Here is a 21327-nt window from a genome sequence, read left to right as displayed (position 1 = left end):
CTTCAGTCGGCGGCTGGCGCAGGCTGGATGGCAAGCTGGTCGGCCAGGCGCACAAACGCGGCGAGGTCCAGTTGCTCCGGGCGCAGGCTGCCGTCGACGCCGGCGGCTTCGATTTCGGCGTTGCTCAGCAGGGCTTTGAGTGTGTTGCGCAGGGTTTTGCGGCGTTGGTTGAACGCCTCGCGCACCACGCGCTCCAGCAACTTGTGATCCTTGGCCGGGTGCGGCAGCACGGCGTGTGGCACCAGGCGGACGATGGCAGAGTCGACCTTAGGTGGCGGATTGAACGCACCTGGACCTACGTTGAACAGGTGTTCAACACGGCAGTGGTACTGGACCATGATCGACAGACGGCCCCAGTCACCACCGCCAGGGCCTGCGGCCAGGCGCTCCACCACTTCTTTCTGCAGCATGAAGTGCATGTCGCGGATGATCCCGGCGTTGTTCAGCAGGTGGAAAATCAGCGGCGTAGAGATGTTGTACGGCAGGTTACCGACCACGCGCAGGCTGTTGGGCGCGGCGTTGAGGGAGTTGAAGTCGAACTTCAGTGCATCACCCTGGTGCAGGTTGAAGTTGGATTTGCCGGCGAACTGCTGGTTGAGGATCGGGATCAGATCCTTGTCCAGTTCAACCACGTCCAGTTGGCCCCCGCTGGCCAGCAGGCCTTGGGTCAATGCGCCCTGGCCTGGGCCGATTTCCAGCAGGCGGTCTTCGGGCTTGGCATGGATGGAGCGCAGGATGCGGTCGATCACGCCGGCGTCGTGCAGGAAGTTTTGCCCGAAACGCTTGCGCGCCCGGTGTTGGTAATGCTCAGTCATATACGGGTCTCGGCCATCTGATAGGCGGTTTCCAGGGCCACGCGCAGGCTGCCGGTATCGATCTTGCCGCTGCCCGCCAGGTCCAGGGCAGTGCCATGGTCGACGGACGTGCGGATGATCGGCAGGCCCAGTGTCACGTTGACGGCGGCGCCGAAGCCTTTGTATTTCAGCACCGGCAGCCCCTGGTCATGGTACATCGCCAGCACTGCGTCGCAGTGCTCCAGATATTTGGGGGTAAACAGAGTGTCCGCTGGCAGTGGGCCACGCAGGTCCATGCCTTCTTGGCGCAGACGCTCCAGGGTGGGTTCGATGATGTCGATTTCTTCATGGCCCAAATGGCCGCCTTCACCGGCATGGGGGTTGAGCCCGCAGACCAGGATGCGCGGTTGGGCGATGCCGAATTTTTGCTGTAGATCGGCGTGCAGGATGCGCGTGACGCGCTCCACGCGTTCAGCGGTAATGGCATCGGCAATCTCACGCAGCGGCAGGTGCGTGGTCACCAGTGCAACCCGCAGGCCGTGAGTTGCCAGCATCATCACGACTTGTTCGGTGTGGGTCAGGTCAGCGAGGAATTCGGTATGGCCGGAAAAGGCGATGCCGGATTCGTTGATCACTCCCTTGTGCACCGGGGCCGTAATCATGCCTGCGAAGTCGCCGTCAATGCAGCCTTGCCCGGCGCGGGTCAGGGTTTCCAGCACGAACGCCGCATTGGCTTTGTCCAGTTGCCCGGCAACCACCTTGGCTGCAAGTGGGGTATCCCACACATACAGGCTACCGGCTGGCGCAGGCTGGTCGGGCCAGTTGCCCGGCGCCACGTCCAGCAGGTTGACAGCCACACCCAGTTGCGCAGCCCGCTCAATGAGCAGGTCGCGACTGGTGATGGCAATCAGGGGATGTGGCTGAGGCTGCGAGGCGAGCAGCAGGCACAGGTCTGGACCTATGCCGGCCGGCTCGCCGGGTGTTACCGCGAAACGCTGGGGTTTCACTGTACTGCCTGGTCGGTGCCTGTTTGCTCGGCGCCTGGCAGCTTGTTTTCCACGTAGGCTTCGTCACGGATCTGGCGCAACCACGTTTGCAGCTCTTCGTCGTATTTGCGGTTACGCAGTACGTTCAGTGCTTGTTGCTCGCGGGCCTGGCTGGTGTTGTCGGTGGCGCGACGGCCAAGGACTTCCAGTACATGCCAGCCATATTGGGTCTTGAACGGCTTGGACAGCACGCCTTGCGGCGTATCGGCCATCACCTGCTGGAACTCCGGCACCAGGGCTTTCGGGTCGATCCAGTTCAGGTCGCCGCCGTTGAGGGCCGAACCTGGGTCTTCCGAAAAGCTCTTGGCCAGGGTGGCGAAGTCTTCACCGCCTTCGATGCGGTCATAGATCTTCTGGGCCAGTTCCTTAGTTTGTGCTTCGGTGCGGATCTCGCTTGGTTTGACCAGGATATGACGAACGTGAACTTCGTCTTTCAGCGAAGTCTCGCCACCGCGACGTTCCAGCAACTTCAGGATGATGAAGCCACCTGGGGTACGCGCTGGCTGGGTAATACCACCCACTTCCATGGCGCTCAGCTCGCGGTCAAATGGAGGTGGCAACTGGGCGGCTTTACGCCAGCCCATGTCACCGCCTTCAAGGGCGTTGTCGCTACCGGACTGGGCAATCGCCATCTGGGCAAAATCAGCGCCACCTTTCAGGCGATCATAGATCGCCTGGGTTTTGGCGGCGGCCGCATTGAGCTGCTCGGAGTTCGCGCTGTCCGGGGTTGGGATCAGGATATTGGCCAGGTGCAATTCTTCGGAAAGCTGCATCTTGCCCAGGTCCGACGCCAGGAAGTTTTTCACTTCCTGTTCCGATACCTGAACCCGCTCGGCCACACGGCGCTGACGCACACGGCTGATGATCATCTCGCGGCGGATCTGGTCACGAGCGTCTTCATAGGAGAGACCGTCGTGAGCCAGGGCGGCGCGGAACTGATCGATGCTCATGTTGTTGCGTTGAGCAATGGTGCCTACAGCCTGGTTCAGCTCTTCGTCCGAAATTCGGATGCCGGAGCGATCGCCGATCTGCAGTTGCAGGTTTTCGACGATCAGACGTTCCAATACCTGTTGGTCCAAGACGCTGGTAGGCGGCACACCACCGCCACGCTTGGCGATGGTTTGCTGAACTTCCTTGACGCGTTGGTCCAGTTGGCTCTGCATGATCACGTCGTTATCGACGATGGCCACAACCTTGTCCAGCTGTTGAACCGCAGCGTGTGCCGATACGGTCCCCAGGAACAGTGCGCCCAGCACTAGCGGGCGCAGACAATCAGAAAGCTTGGTCTTCACGTTCACGATAACCTTCAATGCCTTTGTCGAGGAAGCTCTCTACCTTGGCGCCGGTCAGGCCGCCGAGTCCTTTGAGGACGATTTGCAGGAAGAGCCCGTGGTCACCCTTTTCGTTCAGCGGGGCGATCTGGCTGTATTCGTCGTTGGAAACCCAGTAACGGTTGATGACGCGCAGTTTCCAGCAGCAGTTGTCGTACTCGAAACCACCGAAGGCTTCCAGGGTACGGTTGCGTGCGTAGTCATACTGCCAGCGGGTGATCAGGTTCCACTGGGGAATGATCGGCCACATCATCGAGAAGTCGTGTTGTTGGATTTTGTAGTAATCCTTCACGTAGTTCGCCGAGCCTGGTGTGCCGTAGTCGCCACCGAACTGCCATTTGCCGGTCAGCTGGTTGTAGACGACCTGGTCGTTACGATAGCGATAACCGACGTTGATGATCTTGTTCGGGTCGTTCTCAGGCTGGTAGTGAAGCATCGCGCTGCCGGAGCGAGGGCTGTGCTCCTCGGTGTCCCAGTTGTAGTTGGCAGTGGCGCGCCAGTCGCGGTCGAAGCGGAACTCGTAGTCCAGGGCAACCGGCGATACGTCAGACTGTGCATCGGCACGGTCGGCGGCCAGGATGCCTGGCAGTTGCACTTCACGGTCCTTGAAATACAGCGCCTGGCCCACGGCTACACGTTGACGCTCGAAGCCGTTTTCTTCGATCCAGCGGCTGGTCAAGCCCAGGGACAGCTTGTTTTCATCGCCGATACGGTCGGAGCCGCTGAAGCGGTTGTCGCGGAACAGCGACGCGTAGCTGAACGAGGTTTCGCTGGTGTCGAACACCGGAATATCGCTTTGGTCCTTGTTCGGTACGTACAGATAGAACGCACGTGGCTCAAGGGTCTGGCGATAGTCTTTGCCGAACCAGTTGGTATTGCGGTCGAAATACAGGCCGCTGTCTACGCTGGCTACAGGAATTGCACGGTCCTGGGAGCTTTTGAACGTGCCGCCGGTATATTGGGTGCCAGCTGTCGCCGCTGCAGCTTGTGCAGCGATGATGTCGTTCTTGCCTTTGTTGTCCAGGTCAAGATCGTACTTGGTGTAGACGTACTTAAGCTTCGGCGTCACAAAGCCGTAGGTCCAGTTCATCGGGTAGGAGACAGCTGGCGCTACGTTCAGGCGAGTACCGTTTGCGCGGGTCAGGCCGTTGACGTAGGTGTCCAGGCGACGTTCGGAATCACCATTTTCGTTGATGAAGTTGCCGCTTTCCAGGCTGCGTTCAAACCGAACTGCTTCGGTCTCGTAGCTGAAGTTCAAACCACCTGGGTGGTAGGGCAGCTGACCATTGAAGGTGATCTGAGGCAGTCGGTCGTAAGGCGTGATCTGGGAGATCGTGGCCAGCTGATAAGCCTGGACATTCAAGCGTGCCTGGTAGGAGTCGCCGCGATAACTCACGGAACCCTGCTGGTTGACGTAGTCCTGGCTCTCGACGCCTTCCTGGTAGGACTTGAGGTCCTGGAAGTAATAAGGGTCGCTGATCTTTGTGTAGTCGACCTGGGTCAGTACACGCGAATCCAGCCCACCTTTATGCTGCCAATTGAGCATATAGCGGGTTTTTTCGTAATCGGTCTGCAGCTTGCGTTCGTCGTTGTCGTCGTTGAGGTACGCGCCGCCGAACTGGCCTTCGCTGGACTTGGTGAGGTAGCGGAATTCGCCTTCCATCATCATGCCGCGCTTGGTCATGTATTGCGGGTACAACGTGGCGTCGTAGTTCGGCGCCAGGTTGAAGTAGTACGGCGTGACCAGGGTGAAGCCGGTTTCGTTGCCGGTGCTGAAGCTCGGCGGCAGGAAGCCGGACTGACGACGGTCGTCGATCGGGAAATAGATATACGGGGTGTACAGGATCGGGATGTTCTTGATCCGCAACGTCGCATTGGTGGCCGTACCGAAACCGGTGGCCGGGTTCAACGTGATGTTGTTGCCCCTGAGTTGCCAGGCGTTGCTGTCCGGCTCGCAGGTGGTGTACGTACCGTCCTTGAGGCGGATGATCGCGTTTTCGGCACGCTTGGCGTACAGCGCGTTACCGCGGATACGTGACTTGTGCATTACGTATTCGGCGTTGTCGATCTGCGCCGCACCGGTGTCCAGTTGAACCTGGGCGTGGTCGCCGACGATCAGTGCACCGTTGTCGCGCAGTCGTACGTTGCCGTTCAGCTCGCCGCGGCTTTCGGCCTGGTACAGGCTGGCTTCTTCGGCTTCAAGCTGCATGCTTCCCTGGCGCATGACAACGTCACCGGCCAGGGTTGCGACTTGTTGTTCCTGCTCGTAACGAGAGGCCTTGGCACCGATGAAGGTCGGCGCATCGCTCTTGTCCGTCTTGTCGTTCATGCCAGGACGAGGCGGCTCGATGTACGCACCACCGCAATAAGGACCGGTTTCGGCCAACTGGGCTGCGGTCAACTTTTCGCGAGGTACCCAGTCCAAGTGGCTGTAGTCGGCGCTGCGCGAGCGCAGGCCACGGCCCTTGGATTCGGTGACCAGTGCAGTCTTGGGTTCGGCCGCGGCACTGCCACCAGCATCGGCCTGCGCCGTGCTGTTGGCCGAGCTGACGGCAGCGCCGTCATGCACCGGGCGCGGTGGCAATGGGGCGGCGGCGGTTTTCGGCGCGCAATCCCAGGCACCCGAAGCAGAGACTGAGCAGTCATACTGTTCCGCGGCGACCACGAATGAGGTGGCGAAGGGTTGCATGGCCAGCAGACTGCCGGTTACCAGCAACGGAAATTTTCTACGAAACGCGGGGGATTTCAATGCCATCTTATTAGTCCGGGCTTCCTGCGTGCCATCTGCCCGCGGTTTGGGCCGCACGCCTCTCGATGGTCTGAAAAAGATGCGTGATAATAAAGCATGCCCCGCTTGACGGCTAGCGCCGTCGGAGACCCTTGTAATGCCCGAGCAAGATCTACGTTTACAACAGCTGGAAGTCTGGCTGGATGAGCAGTTGCCGATCCTTTTCAACGCTCAGGACTGGGGCTCCGTACCCCCGGCCACATTGACTGCGGCCAGCAGCGACGCGAGTTTCAGGCGCTACTTCCGTTGGGAAGGCGGCGGCCGGACTTTCGTGGTAATGGACGCGCCGCCCCCCCAGGAAAACTGCAAACCCTTCGTCGATATCGCCCATTTACTGGCGAAGTCGGGCGTAAATGTTCCAAAAATTTATGCAGAAGATCTGCCGCGCGGCTTTCTTTTGCTCAATGACCTGGGCAGAAAAACCTACCTGGACGTGATTGACGAGCAAAACGCCGATCAACTCTTTGCCGACGCCATCGATGCCTTGCTGGCGTTCCAACAGTTGCCGATGGATGCGCCGCTGCCCAGTTATGACGTCGCCTTGTTGCGCCGCGAGCTGGAACTCTTCCCAGAGTGGTACATACGTCGCCATCTGGGCGTCGAGTTGGATGCACAACAACAAGCCCTTTGGCTGCGTGTCAGCGACCGCCTGATCGACAGCGCCCTGGCGCAACCCAAAGTGCTGGTGCACCGCGACTACATGCCGCGCAACCTGATGATCAGCGAGCCGAACCCCGGCGTGCTGGATTTCCAGGACGCGGTCTACGGCCCGGTCACCTACGACATCACCTGCCTCTTCAAGGACGCCTTCCTCAGTTGGCCCCAGGGGCGCGTGCGCGAATGGCAGCGCGGCTATTGGGAGCGTGCAGGCCAGGCTGGCATCCCGGTGCACGTGGATTTCGATGACTTCCTGCGTGCCAGCGACCTGATGGGCGTGCAGCGCCACCTCAAGGTCATCGGTATCTTTGCGCGCATCTGCCATCGCGACGGCAAGCCGCGCTACCTGGCCGACGTGCCGCGTTTCTTTGCTTATATAGACGCGGTGATCGCGGATCGCCCGGAGTTGAGCGAATTGGCCGAGTTGCTCACCAGCCTGCGCCAACCTGCTGAGGCAACGGTATGAAGGCCATGATCCTGGCCGCCGGCAAAGGCGAGCGGATGCGTCCGCTCACCTTGCACACGCCCAAGCCGCTGGTGCGGGCCGGCGGCAAGCGGCTGATCGAATATCACCTGGAGGCGCTGGCCAAGGCTGGCTTCAACGATATCGTGATCAACCACGCCTGGCTCGGTCAGCAGATCGAGAGCTACCTGGGGGATGGCGCACAGTTTGGCTTGCACATCCGCTACTCCCCGGAGGGCGAACCCCTGGAAACCGGTGGCGGGATTTTCCAGGCGTTGCCGTTGCTGGGGGATGAGCCTTTCCTGGTGGTCAATGGCGATATCTGGACCGATTACGACTTCACCCGACTCAATCGGCCGCTCAAGGGCCTGGCCCACTTGGTGATGGTCGACAACCCGGCGCATCACCCTTCAGGCGGTGATTTCTACCTTGATCAGGGTCTGCTTCATGATGCGGCGCCCGGTGCCGATAACCTGACCTTCAGTGGCATTTCAGTGCTCGACCCCCAGTTGTTCGCGGGTTGCAGTGCTGGTGCTTTCAAGCTGGCGCCTCTTTTGCGCGAGGCCATGGCTAAAGGTTTGGTAACGGGGGAACACATGGCGGGACGCTGGATTGATGTCGGCACGCTGGAGCGCTTGGCGCAAGTCGAAACCCTGCTGACAGCGGGGCAGTAGTATGTTGTGGCCAGGGACGCTGATCGGCGCCGGGGCTGGCTTCGCCATTGCCAGTATTCCGGGGGCCTTGTTGGGCGCATTGCTGGGCCAGGCCTTGGACCGTCGAATGCAACTGCACAGCTGGGCTCAGCTGCGCGAGCGCATGGGCGGTCGTCCGGTACTGCGCAATGATGAGTTGTTGTTTGTATTGCTCGGGCGCCTGGCCAAAAGCAACGGGCGCGTGGTGGACGGGCACATCCAGCAGGCGCGACAGGAGATGCGTTCGCTGGACATGACCGAGTCCGCGCAGCGCCGCGCGATTGCCGCGTTCAATCGGGGTAAATCTGGCTCCGACCGTATGCGCAGTTATCTGCGTGTGCTCAAGGCCCAGCCCCATGCAGCGGAAGGTGTGTTGCGCGCCTGTTGGCGGATGGTCTGGGCGGACGGCAGGGCGGATGATGCCGAGCGCGACCTGATCGACTTGTGGGGCAAGTGGTTGGGCTGGACACCGCAGCAGCTTAAGGCCTTGGCGGCGGACTACACACCCGAGCGCAAGACGCTGGTCAATCGCGGCGGCAGTTATCAGGACGCGCTACGCTTGCTTGGTGTAACCGCCACCACCGAACCGTCGGTAATCAAGCGCGCCTACCGTCGGCTGCTCAGCCGCCACCACCCGGATAAAGTCGCCGGCAGTGGCGCCACCCCCACGCAAGTGCGTGAGGCCACCGAGCGCACTCGCGAGCTGCACAACGCCTATGCGTTGATTCGCGAGCGCCGGGATTTTCGTTAGATTCACGCATAACCGTAGACGAATGTGGGAGGGGGCTTGCCCCCGATAGCGGTGTGCCAGTCCACAGAGATGTGGCTGATCCTCAGTCTGTGCTGGCCTGCGGGCTCAACCACCCGCGAATCCTGCGATACAACTGCTCCTGTTCCGCCGCGCTGTTGCCGGGCAAGGTCTTCAGTGACACCTGCTTGTAGCCATCGTTCTTCAATCGCTTGGCTGCCTGGGCACGGGCCTGGGCGTTTTTGCGTGCCTGGGCGCTGTCTTGATAGTAGACATCGGCAGTCGGCAGTTTCAGGCCGGGCGCCAGTTGCTGCACATCCGGATGACGCCCGTTAGGCGTCTGCGCCGCGACCATCACAAACTTCTGCACTTGGGACGGCTGTTTCTCGCTCAGGTAACGTGCAGCCCACCACGCGCCGGTGCCATGGCCCACCAGCACCACACTGCGTGCGCTCTGGGTCTGGGCAAAGGCCACGGCCGCGTCAATGCGGTCAAAGATGCGCGAGGCGTCGGTCTTGTCTTGCTCGTCGACACCCGGCACCACTGACGGATCGGTGCCTTCGGCTTCGGCGCTGGCGGCTTGTTCGATCGGTTTGTCGGCGGTGCTCGCGTCCTTACTGCTGGTGTCGACGGTGGCCTTGGGGGCTTCCATCACGCGCGGCGGCAGGGTGTCGACGCTCACATCCGGCAACGACAGACTGAGACTGCCCCAATTGGCGTCCGGCAATTTGCGTCGCAACGGGCCGATTGCTTGCGGCCAGTCAGCACTTTCACCGCTGCCGGGTACGATAATCACCACGCCTTCGGGTTCGGCGCTGTTGGCCGGTTTCCACAGGGCGAGAAATGAGTCGCTGCCGGCCTGCAGTTGTTGCTGTTCCTGCTGCGGTATCGTGCGCTCCAGCGCGCTGGCGTCTTCCTGGCTGCGCTCAAGCAGGGGTTGGCGCTCGACAGGTTTTTCGGCAGCCGGAGCGGGGGCGTCAGCAGCCTGTACAGAAAAGGCACTGGTAAACAGCAGCGACAGGCACAATGCTGGCAGTGCCGAACGGTTTCGATAGGGCATCGTTGATTTCCGGCCAGAAGAGATTCCAGCAGCCTAAAGGGTTGGTCAGTTTTTGTCAGTGATGTGAGACGTGGATCATGGGTTTTCGCTGTCTGCTGGTTATCGGCTGTTTGTGCGTCGCCTTGATCGCAAACGCCTCCCCCGCGCCTGCCGCCCCGCAGGCGCAGCTCACTGCGCAGCAGCGCGAATGGCTGGCCCGGCACCCGGAGTTGCGGGTGGGCGTGGTGTTGCAGGTGCCTTACGCGCAATACGACCGGCGCCTGCAGCGCTTGTCCGGGGCTAATGTGGAGTTGATGCAGTCGCTGGCCAAGGCGCTGAATATCGAGCTGACCTGGCGCAACTTCCCGAACCAGGAACAACTGGAAGCCGCCGTCCGCGACGATGAGGTGGACATCGCCCCCGGCCTGCAACAAACCCCGGCCGGTTTGCGCCTGTGGTTATTCAGCGACCCGTATATGCGCGTGCCCCAGCATATCGTCGGCGTTCGCGAGGGCGGCGGCGCGGTGGAGCTGGAAAAACTCGACGATCAGTCCCGCGTTGCCGTGCGCATGCCCAGCGCGGTGGCCGATTACCTGCGCAGCACTTATCCGAGCCTCAACCTGCAAGGTGTGCCTATGGAGCGCCAGGCCTTGCAGTTGTTGGTCAGCCAGCAGGCACGTTATGCGGTGGTGGATGAAGCGCAATTAAGCCGACTGTCTGGCGAGGCCGAGTTTGCCGGCCTGGCAGTGGTGGGGGACATCGGTCTGCCGCAATTGCTGCGGGTGGCCACGCGCAGGGATTGGCCCGAACTGGCGGGCATTATGGAAAGTGCCCTGGCCGCCATCCCCGCCCGCGATCTTGACCAGTTGCACAGCCGTTGGCTGCAACCCAAATACCCTCGGTTATCGGAGTCGCCTGGGCTGTGGCAGAACCTCAGCCTGTTACTGAGCCTGCTGCTGTTGGCCAGTCTGGCGACCGTGTTCTGGCAGCGCCGCCAGCAACGCGTGCTCGAACATGGACTGCTGGCCGCGCGGGAAGAAAGCGCCGCCCGCGCCGCCGGTGCGCAAGCGCTGCGGTTGACGCAGTTTTCCATCGACCAAAGCACCGTCGGCATCCTATGGGTCAATTGGGACAGCCATGTGCGCTACGCCAACCACGCCGCCGAAAGCATGCTCGGTTACGCCCCTGGCGCCTTGATCGAGCGCCCGCTCGTCGACCTCGATCCGACCCTGGACATGGACCGTTGGCTCAACCTGTGGAAGCGCGCACGGGCCAGCGAAGAGGGGCCGCAGAACTTCGCCACCGATTGTTTGCGCGCCGACGGCAGCATCCTGCCAGCCAACGTGTCCTTGAGCTTTCTGCGGTTTGCCGAGGCCGAGTACCTGGTGGTCTACCTGAACGACGTCACCGAGTTGCGCCGCACGCTGGCCGCATTGATGCAAAGTGAAGCGCAACTGCGCGAACTGTCGGCCCACCTGGAAACCGTGCGCGAAGAAGAAAAAGCCCGCATCGCCCGGGGAAGTTCACGATGAACTCGGGCAGATGCTCACCGTGCTCAAGCTGGAAACCTCCATGTGTGAGTTGGCCTATGCGCAACTGGACCCCGGCCTGCACGAGCGCTTGAACAGCATGAAGCGCCTGATCGCTCAGCTGTTTCAACTGGTGCGGGACGTCGCGACGGCGCTGCGCCCACCGATTCTCGACGCCGGCATCGCCTCCGCGATTGAATGGCAGGCCCGACGCTTCGAAGCGCGCACGCAGATTCCCTGCCTGGTTCAGGTGCCGGATAACCTGCCGGCCCTGAGCGACGCCAAGGCCATCGGCCTGTTTCGTATCCTGCAAGAAGCGCTGACCAACGTGATGCGCCATGCCCAGGCGCATACTGTGGAGTTGACCCTGGCCATAGACGGCACGGATTTGCGGCTGACCATCAGCGATGACGGAGTCGGTTTCGTCCAGCCTGAAGGCCGTGCGGTATCGTTTGGCTTGGTCGGTATGCGCGAGCGCGTGTTGATCATGGGCGGGCAATTGAGCCTGCACAGCGAGTTGGGGGAGGGCACTACCCTGAGTGTGACGGTGCCGCTGGATGCATAACACCAAGAGGAAATTCCTGTGATCCGTGTACTGGTAGCCGAAGACCACACCATCGTTCGTGAAGGCATCAAGCAGCTGATCGGCCTGGCCAAAGACCTGCTGGTGGTGGGGGAGGCGAGCAATGGCGAGCAGTTGCTGGAGACCTTGCGCCACGTACCGTGCGAGGTGGTGTTGCTGGATATCTCGATGCCCGGTGTCAACGGCCTGGAAGCCATTGCCCGGATTCGTGCATTGAACAACCCACCGGCGATCCTGGTGCTGTCGATGCACGATGAAGCGCAAATGGCCGCCCGTGCCCTGAAGGTCGGCGCTGCCGGTTATGCGACCAAGGACAGCGACCCGGCGCTGTTGCTCACGGCGATTCGCAAGGTTGCGGCGGGCGGGCGCTACATCGACCCGGACTTGGCCGACCGTATGGTCTTCGAAGTCGGCCTGACTGACGCCCGGCCCTTGCATTCATTACTGTCGGAGCGCGAGTTTTCAGTGTTCGAGCGCCTGGCCCAAGGCGCCAACGTCAATGACATCGCCCAGCAACTGGCACTGAGCAGCAAGACCATCAGCACCCACAAGGCGCGCCTGATGCAAAAGCTCAATATCACCTCCCTGGCTGAACTGGTGAAGTACGCCATGGAGCACAAGCTGTTGTGACGACATGCCTGTTTGCGACCTGCTTTAAACCGCGCTGACGCCATTCACGGCGCTTGGCACTATGGCACTGTCCCATCCCCGCCATCCGTGTAGGGCAATCCCTACCCCCAACCTTCCATCCGGCTGATGCAATTCTCTCCTGGCCCCCGATTTCCGGGGCCTCGCGCCTGGACTACGCTTGTGCCACAGCAGTCCAAAACACAAAGGTGCGGGTATGAGCGAGGTGGATTCAAATGATGTGCTGGTCAGCTTTCGTGGCGTGCAGAAGAGCTACGACGGCGAGAACCTGATCGTCAAAGACCTCAACCTGGAAATTCGCAAGGGCGAGTTCCTCACCTTGCTCGGGCCTTCAGGTTCGGGCAAGACCACCAGCCTGATGATGCTCGCGGGCTTTGAAACGCCGACCGCCGGTGAAATCCAGCTGGCCGGGCGTTCCATCAACAACGTGCCGCCGCACAAGCGCGACATCGGCATGGTGTTCCAGAACTACGCGCTGTTCCCCCACATGACCGTGGCCGAGAACCTGGCGTTTCCCTTGTCTGTACGCGGCTTGAGCAAGACCGATGTCAGCGAGCGGGTCAAGCGCGTGCTGAGCATGGTCCAGCTCGACGCCTTCGCCCAGCGCTACCCGGCGCAACTCTCCGGCGGCCAGCAACAGCGTGTGGCCCTGGCCCGTGCGCTGGTGTTCGAACCGCAATTGGTGCTCATGGATGAACCCCTCGGCGCCCTCGACAAACAACTGCGCGAACACATGCAGATGGAGATCAAGCACCTGCACCAACGCCTCGGCGTGACCGTGGTGTACGTGACCCACGACCAGGGTGAAGCCCTGACCATGTCCGACCGAGTGGCGGTGTTCCACCAGGGCGAGATCCAGCAGATCGCCCCGCCGCGCACCCTGTATGAAGAGCCGAAGAACACCTTTGTCGCCAATTTCATCGGCGAGAACAACCGTCTCAATGGTCGTCTGCACAGCCATACCGGTGACCGCTGCGTAGTCGAGTTGGCGCGGGGCGAGAAGGTCGAAGCGCTGGCGATCAACGTCGGCCAGATCGGCGGCCCGGTCACGCTGTCGGTACGTCCGGAACGGGTCAGCCTCAATGGCTCCAGCGAAAGCTGCGTCAACCGCTTCTCCGGGCGGGTGGCGGAATTCATCTACCTGGGCGACCACGTGCGTGTGCGCCTGGAAGTCTGCGGCAAGGCCGATTTTTTTGTGAAACAACCGATTGCCGAGCTGGACCCAGCCCTGGCGGTCGGCGACGTGGTACCGATTGGCTGGCAAGTCGAGCACGTTCGCGCACTCGACCCACTTCTAGAGGCGAATTGATCGCCCCCATGGCTTCACCAACCCTGCACGTGGAGAGAACAACAATGTTGAGTTCCTTGAAGTATTCCGTTCTGGCATTGAGCTTGATGGGCGCGACACAGGCCATGGCGGGCCCCGACCTGACGGTCGTGTCCTTCGGCGGCGCGAATAAGGCGGCTCAGGTCAAGGCCTTCTACGCACCGTGGGAAAGCGCAGGCAACGGCAAGATCGTCGCCGGTGAGTACAACGGTGAAATGGCCAAGGTCAAAGCCATGGTCGACACCAAGAGCGTGTCCTGGGACCTGGTGGAGGTGGAATCGCCGGAACTGTCCCGCGGTTGCGACGAAGACATGTTCGAACCGCTCGACCCGAAACTGTTCGGCGACAGCGCCAACTACGTCAAGGGCGCGATCCAGCCGTGCGGCGTGGGCTTCTTTGTTTGGTCGACGGTGCTGGCGTACAACGCCGACAAACTGGCCTCCGCGCCAACCAGCTGGGCGGATTTCTGGGACACCAAGAAATTCCCGGGCAAGCGCGGCCTGCGTAAAGGCGCCAAGTACACCCTGGAATTCGCGTTGATGGCCGACGGCGTAGCGCCGAAGGATGTGTACAAAGTGCTGGCCGGCAAAGATGGCCAGGACCGGGCGTTCAAGAAACTCGACGAACTCAAGCCGTCGATCCAGTGGTGGGAAGCCGGCGCACAACCGCCGCAGTACCTCGCCTCGGGTGACGTGGTGATGAGTTCGGCCTACAACGGCCGCATCGCCGCCGTGCAGAAAGAAAGCAACCTGAAAGTGGTGTGGAACGGCGGCATCTACGACTTCGACGCGTGGGCCATTCCAAAAGGCCTGGCCAAGGATCGTGCAGAAGCGGCGAAGAAATTCATCGCCTTCTCGGTCGCGCCGCAGCAGCAGAAGACCTACTCGGAAAACATCGCCTACGGCCCGGCCAACACCCAAGCCGTACCGTTGCTGGCCAAGGACATCCTCAAGGACATGCCGACCACGCCAGAGAACATCGCCAACCAGGTGCAGATCGATGTGAGCTTCTGGGCGGATAACGGCGAGCAGCTTGAGCAGCGCTTCAACTCCTGGGCTGCTAAATAACACCGCCTAAGCCCTGTGGGAGGGGGCTTGCCCCCTCCCACATGAGATCTGCATTTATCTTCAAGATCCGGAGTTTGCCATGGCCATCGCCATTCCCACCCTCAAGCAGCGCCTGGCGCGTGCCGAGCGGCTCAATCGCTGGAAGGCCCAGGCCCTGATTGCGCCGCTGGTGCTGTTTTTGCTGCTGGTGTTCCTGGTGCCGATCGTCGCGCTGTTGTTTAAAAGCGTCGGCAACCCGGAAGTGGTCGCTGGCCTGCCGCGTACGGTGGTGGCGGTGACTGCCTGGGACGGTCGTGGCCTGCCCGGCGAGCCGGTGTACCAGGCCCTCAGTGAGGACTTGGGCGAAGCACGCAAAAACCAGACCCTGGGCGATCTGTCCAAACGCTTGAACATGGAACTGGCCGGCTATCGCAGCCTGCTGACCAAAACCGCGCGGGCGCTGCCGTTTACCGAAGCGCCGGCCTCTTATAAAGAAGCGCTGGAAACCCTCGACGAACGCTGGGGCGACCCGGCGTACTGGCAGGCGATCCGGCGCAATACCAGCAGCCTGACGCCGTTCTATCTGCTGGCAGCCGTGGATCACCGTATCGACGACCTCGGCGAAGTGGCTCCGGCCACCCCGGACCAGGCGATCTACCTGGACATCTTCGCCCGCACCTTCTGGATGGGCCTGGTGATCACCGTGATCTGCCTGTTGCTGGCCTATCCCCTGGCGTATCTGCTGGCCAACCTGCCGGCGCGTAAAAGCAACCTGCTGATGATCCTGGTGTTGCTGCCGTTCTGGACCTCGATCCTGGTGCGGGTGGCGGCGTGGATCGTGCTGTTGCAGTCCGGCGGGCTGATCAACAGCGCACTGATGGGCATGGGGTTGATCGATAAGCCCCTGGAGTTGGTGTTCAACCGCACCGGGGTCTACATCTCCATGGTGCACATTCTGTTGCCGTTCATGATCCTGCCGATCTACAGCGTGATGAAAGGCATCTCGCCCACCTACATGCGTGCCGCTATTTCCCTGGGCTGCCACCCGTTTGCCAGTTTCTGGCGGGTGTACTTCCCGCAAACCTACGCCGGCGTGGGCGCCGGTTGCCTGTTGGTGTTCATCCTGGCGATTGGTTACTACATCACCCCGGCCTTGCTGGGCAGCCCGAACGACCAGATGGTCAGCTACTTCGTGGCCTTCTACACCAACACCAGCATCAACTGGGGCATGGCGACGGCGTTGGGCGGCTTGCTGCTGCTGGCGACCGTGGTGCTGTACCTGATCTACAACCGTCTGGTCGGCGCCAGCCGCCTGCGCCTGAGCTGAGGAGACCTTGCGATGCTGAGCCCTTACATGTCGCCCGTTGAGCGGGTTTGGTTCTACAGCTTGCGGATCCTCTGCGGCTTGATCCTGCTGTTCCTGATCCTGCCCGTACTGGTGATCATCCCGCTGTCGTTCAACAGCGGCAGTTTCCTGGTATACCCGTTGCAGGGCTTCTCACTGCACTGGTACCAGGATTTCTTCGCCTCGGCCGAGTGGATGCGTGCGCTGAAGAACAGCATCATCGTCGCCCCGGCGGCCACGGTGCTGGCCATGGTGTTCGGTACACTGGCGGCAATTGGCCTGACCCGTGGCAATTTCCCCGGTAAGGCACTGGTGATGGCTTTGGTGATTTCGCCGATGGTGGTGCCGGTGGTGATCATCGGCGTGGCCAGCTACCTGTTCTTTGCGCCGCTGGGTTTGGGTAACAGTTTCTTCTCGCTGATCGTGGTGCACGCGGTGTTGGGTGTGCCGTTTGTAATCATCACGGTGTCGGCGACGTTGCAGGGGTTTAACCACAATCTGGTGCGTGCGGCGGCCAGCCTGGGGGCTTCGCCACTCACCGCCTTTCGTCGGGTGACCTTGCCGTTGATTGCACCGGGGGTGATATCCGGGGCGCTGTTTGCGTTCGCGACCTCGTTCGACGAGGTGGTGGTGACGCTGTTCCTTGCCGGCCCGGAGCAAGCGACCCTGCCACGGCAGATGTTCAGCGGTATCCGCGAAAACCTCAGCCCTACCATTGCCGCAGCGGCGACCTTGTTGATTGCGTTCTCGGTGCTGTTGTTGCTGACTCTCGAATGGTTGCGTGGCCGTAGTGAAAAACTGCGTACCGCCCAGGTCTAAAGCGCAGCGCAGATCAAAATGTGGGAGGGGGCAAGCCGCCTCCCACAAGGGTTGTGTGTTGAACCACAAAGACCATTCAGCTGCTGAATGGAAGACAACCTGTTTCGGTCAGCTATTCTTGTGCCAGCCCATTTCCGAATAAGAGGCCGCGCACATGAGTACTTCCTCATTCAAGATCGCCCACAAACTCCTGACCGGCGCTGGCGCCATCGAACAACTGGCCTTTGAACTCACGCGCCTGGACGTGGATAACCCGCTGATCGTCACCGACGCCGTGCTGGTCAAATCCGGCACCGTGGCGTTGGCGCTCGAACATTTGGGCGACCGCCCCTATGAGATTTTCGACCGCGTGCTGCCGGACCCGGAAATCGCCATTGTCGAAGACTGCATGCAGGCTTACCGCGACGGCGGCCACGACGGTTTGATCGGGCTGGGCGGCGGCAGCGCCATCGACATCGCCAAAAGCGTGGCCGCTTACGCCGGTTACCACGGCGCCCTGGCTGACTTGTTTGGTGTCGACCAGGTGCCGCGCAAGGGCCCGCCGCTGATCGCCATCCCGACCACGGCCGGCACCGGCTCGGAGGTGACCAATGTGGCGATCCTCTCCGACAAGGCCGCGCAGCTCAAAAAGGGCATCGTCAGCGACTACTTGTTGCCGGACGTGGCGCTCATCAGCCCGCAAATGACCCTGACCTGCCCGCGCAGCGTCACCGCCGCCAGTGGTGTGGATGCGCTGGTGCATGCCGTGGAGTCCTATCTGTCGCTCAATGCCTCGCCGATCACCGACGCCTTGGCCATCGGCGCCATCAAGCTGATCGCCAAGGCGCTGCCCAAGGCCTACGCCAACCCGGCCAATTTGCAGGCCCGCGACGACATGGCCACCGCCAGCCTGATGGCCGGCATGGCCTTCGGCAATGCCGGGGTGGGCGCGGTGCATGCATTGGCGTATCCGCTGGGCGGGCGCTTCAATATCGCCCATGGCGTGAGTAACGCGCTGTTGCTGCCCTATGTGATGCACTGGAACAAGCTCGCGTGTGTCGAGCGTATGCAGGACATCGCCCAGGCCATGGGCGTGAACATCACGGGGTTGAGTGCCAATGACGCGGCCGACAAGGCGGTCGAGGCGATGACGCGACTGTGTGCCGCGGTCGAGATCCCGGCCGGGCTTCACAGTTTCGGGATTCCCGAAGGCGCCATTCCGACCATGGCTGCGGAAGCCGCCGGGATCGAACGGCTGATGCGCAACAATCCGCGCAAGCTCAGTGTGGCGGATATCGAGAAAATTTACCGGGCCGCGTACTAGCCATTGAGCCAGGTCACGGTGCGCGCAGCAAAGCATGAGGTATACAATGCGCGCCATCGTGATTTAGCTCAGAAAAGGTGCGTCATGCAGCCCTTCGTTATTGCCCCATCGATTCTCTCCGCCGATTTCGCCCGACTGGGTGAGGAAGTGGACAACGTGTTGGCCGCCGGTGCCGACTTCGTGCACTTCGATGTCATGGACAACCATTACGTGCCCAACCTGACCATCGGCCCGATGGTCTGCGCGGCTCTGCGCAAATACGGCATCACCGCGCCGATTGATGCGCACCTGATGGTCAGCCCGGTGGATCGCATCATCGGCGACTTCATCGACGCCGGCGCGACCTACATCACCTTCCATCCGGAAGCCTCGCTGCATGTCGACCGCACCCTGCAACTGATCCGCGAAGGCGGCTGCAAGGCGGGCCTGGTGTTCAACCCGGCGACCCCGCTGGACGTACTCAAGTACGTGATGGACAAGGTCGACATGGTGCTGCTGATGAGCGTCAACCCAGGCTTCGGCGGGCAGAAGTTCATCCCCGGCACCCTCGACAAGCTGCGCGAAGCCCGCGCGCTGATCGATGCCTCGGGCCGTGATATCCGCCTGGAAATCGACGGTGGGGTCAACGTCAACAATATCCGTGAAATCGCAGCGGCCGGTGCCGACACGTTCGTCGCCGGTTCGGCGATCTTCAACGCGCCGAACTACCAGGAAGTGATCGACAAGATGCGGGCAGAACTGGCGCTGGCACGTCCATGAGCGGCTTTGAGCAGTTGTTCCCCGGCAAACTGCCACGGTTGGTGATGTTCGATCTGGACGGTACGTTGATCGATTCGGTGCCTGACTTGGCGGCGGCGGTGGACCACATGCTGCTCAAGCTGGGGCGCCCGCCTGCGGGTCTGGCGTCCGTGCGTAACTGGGTGGGCAACGGCGTGCACATGCTGGTACGCCGGGCCCTGGCCAACAACATCGACCCCGAAGGCGTCGATGAGGTGGAGGCCGAGCGTGCCCTGGAACTGTTCAATGCCGCCTATGAAGACGGCCATGAATTGACCGTGGTTTACCCCGGCGTGCGCGACACCCTCAAATGGCTGCACAAGCAGGGCGTGGAAATGGCCCTGATCACCAACAAGCCGGAGCGTTTCGTCGCGCCGCTGTTGGACCAGATGAAAATCGGCCGGTATTTCCGCTGGATCATCGGTGGCGATACCTTGCCGCAGAAGAAACCCGACCCGGCGGCGCTGTTTTTCGTGATGAAAATGGCCAATATCCCGGCGTCCCAGTCGTTGTTTGTCGGCGATTCGCGTACTGATGTGCAGGCGGCAAAAGCAGCGGGCGTGCAGTGTGTCGCCCTGAGCTACGGCTATAACCATGGCCGGCCGATTGCCGAAGAGTCGCCGGCGCTGGTCATTGATGACCTGCGACTGCTAATCCCCGGTTGCTTGGGAGCGGGCGCTGAGATAACGTTGCCCGATACCGATCCGTCCCCTTCTGGAAATCCCATCGTGGTGGTCACTCGCAAACTCTGGATGAAAGTCATCAAGGCCCTGGCCCGCTGGCGTTGGCGCGCCTGACTGATCCTGGCCGCGCCCTGCGGCACGTTTGCATACCTGACTGTTAGACCCTCACACCACGAGGCACCTCATGAATCGCGAAGAATTCCTGCGTTTGGCCGCTGCCGGCTATAACCGTATTCCCCTGGCCTGCGAAACCCTGGCCGACTTCGACACGCCGCTGTCGATCTACCTGAAACTGGCTGACGAGCCCAATTCCTATCTGTTGGAATCGGTACAGGGCGGCGAGAAATGGGGCCGTTATTCGATCATCGGCCTGCCATGCCGCACCGTGATGCGGGTGCACGATCATCATGTGAGCATCACCCATGATGGCGTCGAGATCGAAAGCCATGACGTAGAAGACCCGCTGGCCTTTGTCGAAACCTTCAAGGCGCGCTACAACGTGCCGACCATTGCTGGCCTGCCGCGCTTCAATGGCGGCCTGGTCGGGTATTTCGGCTACGACTGCGTGCGTTATGTAGAAAAACGCCTGGGCAAATGCCCGAACCCGGATCCGCTGGGCGTGCCGGACATTCTGCTGATGGTCTCGGACGCGGTGGTGGTGTTCGACAACCTCGCCGGCAAGATGCACGCCATCGTCCTGGCCGACCCGTCCCGCGAAGATGCGTTCGAACAAGGCCAGGCCAGCCTGGAAGCCTTGCTGGAAAAACTGCGCCAGCCGATCACCCCGCGTCGCGGCCTGGACCTCAGCCGCCCGCCGGCGAGCGATCCGGTGTTCCGCTCCAGCTTTACCCAGAATGACTACGAGCGTGCCGTCGACACCATCAAGGAATACATCCTGGCTGGCGACTGCATGCAGGTAGTGCCGTCGCAGCGCATGTCCATCGACTTCAAGGCTGCGCCGATCGACTTGTACCGTGCGCTGCGCTGCTTCAACCCGACGCCTTACATGTACTTCTTCAATTTTGGCGACTTCCACGTCGTGGGCAGTTCGCCGGAAGTGCTGGTGCGCGTCGAAGACAACCTGATCACCGTGCGCCCGATTGCCGGTACGCGCCCACGTGGCGCGACCGAAGAAGCCGACCTGGCGTTGGAGGAAGACCTGCTGAGCGACGACAAGGAAATCGCCGAGCACCTGATGCTCATCGACCTGGGCCGCAACGATACCGGGCGAGTCTCGGAAATCGGCTCGGTGAAACTGACCGAGAAGATGGTCATCGAGCGTTACTCCAATGTTATGCACATCGTGTCCAACGTCACGGGCGAGCTGAAGGCTGGCTTGACTGCAATGGATGCGTTGCGAGCGATCCTGCCGGCGGGCACGCTGTCGGGTGCGCCGAAGATCCGCGCCATGGAAATCATCGACGAACTGGAGCCGGTCAAACGGGGTGTCTACGGCGGCGCCGTGGGGTATTTTGCCTGGAACGGCAATATGGACACTGCGATTGCGATCCGCACCGCGGTGATCAAGGACGGGGAACTGCATGTGCAGGCCGGTGGCGGGATTGTCGCCGACTCGGTGCCGGCCCTCGAATGGGAAGAAACCCTGAACAAGCGCCGGGCGATGTTCCGTGCCGTGGCGCTGGCAGAGCAGACCCCGCAGGACTAACGGCCGATTCAGGCCCAAGTATGGGAGGGAGCAGGCCCCCTCC

The 21327-nt window shown here is 61.5% G+C and carries 17 protein-coding genes and 1 pseudogene; 13 read left to right on the top strand and 5 right to left on the bottom strand.

The window, feature by feature from the left end; translation table 11 throughout:
• Nucleotides 1-2: 2 nt before the first annotated feature.
• Genes rsmA through IQK56_RS19130 form a run of 4 tightly spaced genes read right to left on the bottom strand, consistent with a single transcriptional unit; the run spans nt 3 to nt 5926 of the window.
• Nucleotides 3-815, bottom strand: a complete 813-nt coding sequence (gene rsmA / locus IQK56_RS19145) for a 16S rRNA (adenine(1518)-N(6)/adenine(1519)-N(6))-dimethyltransferase RsmA (protein WP_099585669.1) — start codon at nt 813-815, stop codon at nt 3-5.
• Nucleotides 812-1801, bottom strand: coding sequence for a 4-hydroxythreonine-4-phosphate dehydrogenase PdxA (pdxA, locus tag IQK56_RS19140; protein WP_150760193.1), 990 nt, complete (start codon nt 1799-1801; stop codon nt 812-814). Before pdxA ends, rsmA begins: the two co-directional genes overlap by 4 nt.
• Entirely contained in the window at nt 1798-3138 is a 1341-nt protein-coding gene (locus IQK56_RS19135; protein WP_122307641.1) for a peptidylprolyl isomerase, read from the bottom strand. The genes pdxA and IQK56_RS19135 overlap by 4 nt, the downstream gene beginning before the upstream one ends.
• On the bottom strand, nt 3113-5926 hold the full coding sequence (locus tag IQK56_RS19130; RefSeq protein WP_193862803.1) for an LPS-assembly protein LptD: 2814 nt from the start codon (nt 5924-5926) through the stop codon (nt 3113-3115). Before IQK56_RS19130 ends, IQK56_RS19135 begins: the two co-directional genes overlap by 26 nt.
• A gap of 130 nt (nt 5927-6056) precedes the next feature.
• On the opposite strand from IQK56_RS19130, the gene IQK56_RS19125 reads away from it, so the two are divergent.
• From IQK56_RS19125 to IQK56_RS19115, 3 genes are read left to right on the top strand one after another with little or no spacing between them, the layout of a single operon-like run.
• Nucleotides 6057-7082: an aminoglycoside phosphotransferase family protein gene (locus IQK56_RS19125; protein ID WP_193862801.1), complete on the top strand. Its 1026-nt coding sequence runs from the start codon at nt 6057-6059 to the stop codon at nt 7080-7082.
• Entirely contained in the window at nt 7079-7753 is a 675-nt protein-coding gene (murU, locus tag IQK56_RS19120; RefSeq protein ID WP_193862799.1) for an N-acetylmuramate alpha-1-phosphate uridylyltransferase MurU, read from the top strand. The genes IQK56_RS19125 and murU overlap by 4 nt, the downstream gene beginning before the upstream one ends.
• A gap of 1 nt (nt 7754) precedes the next feature.
• Nucleotides 7755-8522, top strand: a complete 768-nt coding sequence (locus IQK56_RS19115) for a TerB family tellurite resistance protein (protein ID WP_122307637.1) — start codon at nt 7755-7757, stop codon at nt 8520-8522.
• A gap of 82 nt (nt 8523-8604) precedes the next feature.
• Here the strand turns inward: IQK56_RS19115 and IQK56_RS19110 are convergent, their stop codons facing one another.
• Nucleotides 8605-9579 carry an alpha/beta hydrolase family protein gene (locus tag IQK56_RS19110; protein ID WP_122307636.1) on the bottom strand — a complete coding sequence of 325 codons (975 nt, stop codon included), beginning with the start codon at nt 9577-9579 and terminating at the stop codon, nt 8605-8607.
• A 77-nt stretch (nt 9580-9656) separates the two neighbouring features.
• On the opposite strand from IQK56_RS19110, the pseudogene IQK56_RS19105 reads away from it, so the two are divergent.
• The 10 genes and pseudogenes from IQK56_RS19105 (at nt 9657) to trpE (ending at nt 21284) form a co-directional block, all read left to right on the top strand.
• A pseudogene (locus IQK56_RS19105) lies at nt 9657-11652 on the top strand (PAS domain-containing sensor histidine kinase).
• Nucleotides 11653-11670: 18 nt separating this feature from the next.
• A complete protein-coding gene (locus IQK56_RS19100; RefSeq protein ID WP_025857051.1) occupies nt 11671-12300 on the top strand; it encodes a response regulator in 630 nt (209 codons plus the stop codon).
• Between the two features lie 214 nt (nt 12301-12514).
• Complete coding sequence (locus IQK56_RS19095; protein ID WP_099585659.1) at nt 12515-13627, top strand: ABC transporter ATP-binding protein; 1113 nt, start codon at nt 12515-12517, stop codon at nt 13625-13627.
• Nucleotides 13628-13671: 44 nt separating this feature from the next.
• On the top strand, nt 13672-14712 hold the full coding sequence (locus IQK56_RS19090; protein WP_099585658.1) for an ABC transporter substrate-binding protein: 1041 nt from the start codon (nt 13672-13674) through the stop codon (nt 14710-14712).
• Between the two features lie 79 nt (nt 14713-14791).
• Nucleotides 14792-16018, top strand: coding sequence for an ABC transporter permease (locus IQK56_RS19085; RefSeq protein WP_193862797.1), 1227 nt, complete (start codon nt 14792-14794; stop codon nt 16016-16018).
• A 12-nt stretch (nt 16019-16030) separates the two neighbouring features.
• Complete coding sequence (locus IQK56_RS19080) at nt 16031-16855, top strand: ABC transporter permease (RefSeq protein WP_017739612.1); 825 nt, start codon at nt 16031-16033, stop codon at nt 16853-16855.
• Nucleotides 16856-17009: 154 nt separating this feature from the next.
• Nucleotides 17010-18158: an iron-containing alcohol dehydrogenase gene (locus IQK56_RS19075; protein ID WP_122307632.1), complete on the top strand. Its 1149-nt coding sequence runs from the start codon at nt 17010-17012 to the stop codon at nt 18156-18158.
• An 84-nt stretch (nt 18159-18242) separates the two neighbouring features.
• Entirely contained in the window at nt 18243-18917 is a 675-nt protein-coding gene (rpe, locus tag IQK56_RS19070) for a ribulose-phosphate 3-epimerase (protein WP_122307631.1), read from the top strand.
• Nucleotides 18914-19732 (top strand): phosphoglycolate phosphatase, encoded by an 819-nt coding sequence (locus IQK56_RS19065; RefSeq protein WP_150677357.1) that lies wholly within the window; start codon nt 18914-18916, stop codon nt 19730-19732. The genes rpe and IQK56_RS19065 overlap by 4 nt, the downstream gene beginning before the upstream one ends.
• Nucleotides 19733-19802: 70 nt before the next feature.
• On the top strand, nt 19803-21284 hold the full coding sequence (gene trpE / locus IQK56_RS19060) for an anthranilate synthase component I (RefSeq protein ID WP_122307629.1): 1482 nt from the start codon (nt 19803-19805) through the stop codon (nt 21282-21284).
• The last annotated feature ends 43 nt before the right edge of the window (nt 21285-21327 follow it).

The sequence above is a fragment of the Pseudomonas cyclaminis genome, assembly GCF_015163715.1.
Taxonomy (GTDB): domain Bacteria; phylum Pseudomonadota; class Gammaproteobacteria; order Pseudomonadales; family Pseudomonadaceae; genus Aquipseudomonas; species Aquipseudomonas cyclaminis.
The sequence above is the reverse complement of the archived record's forward strand: the minus strand, read 5'-3'. Positions and strand labels throughout refer to the sequence as shown.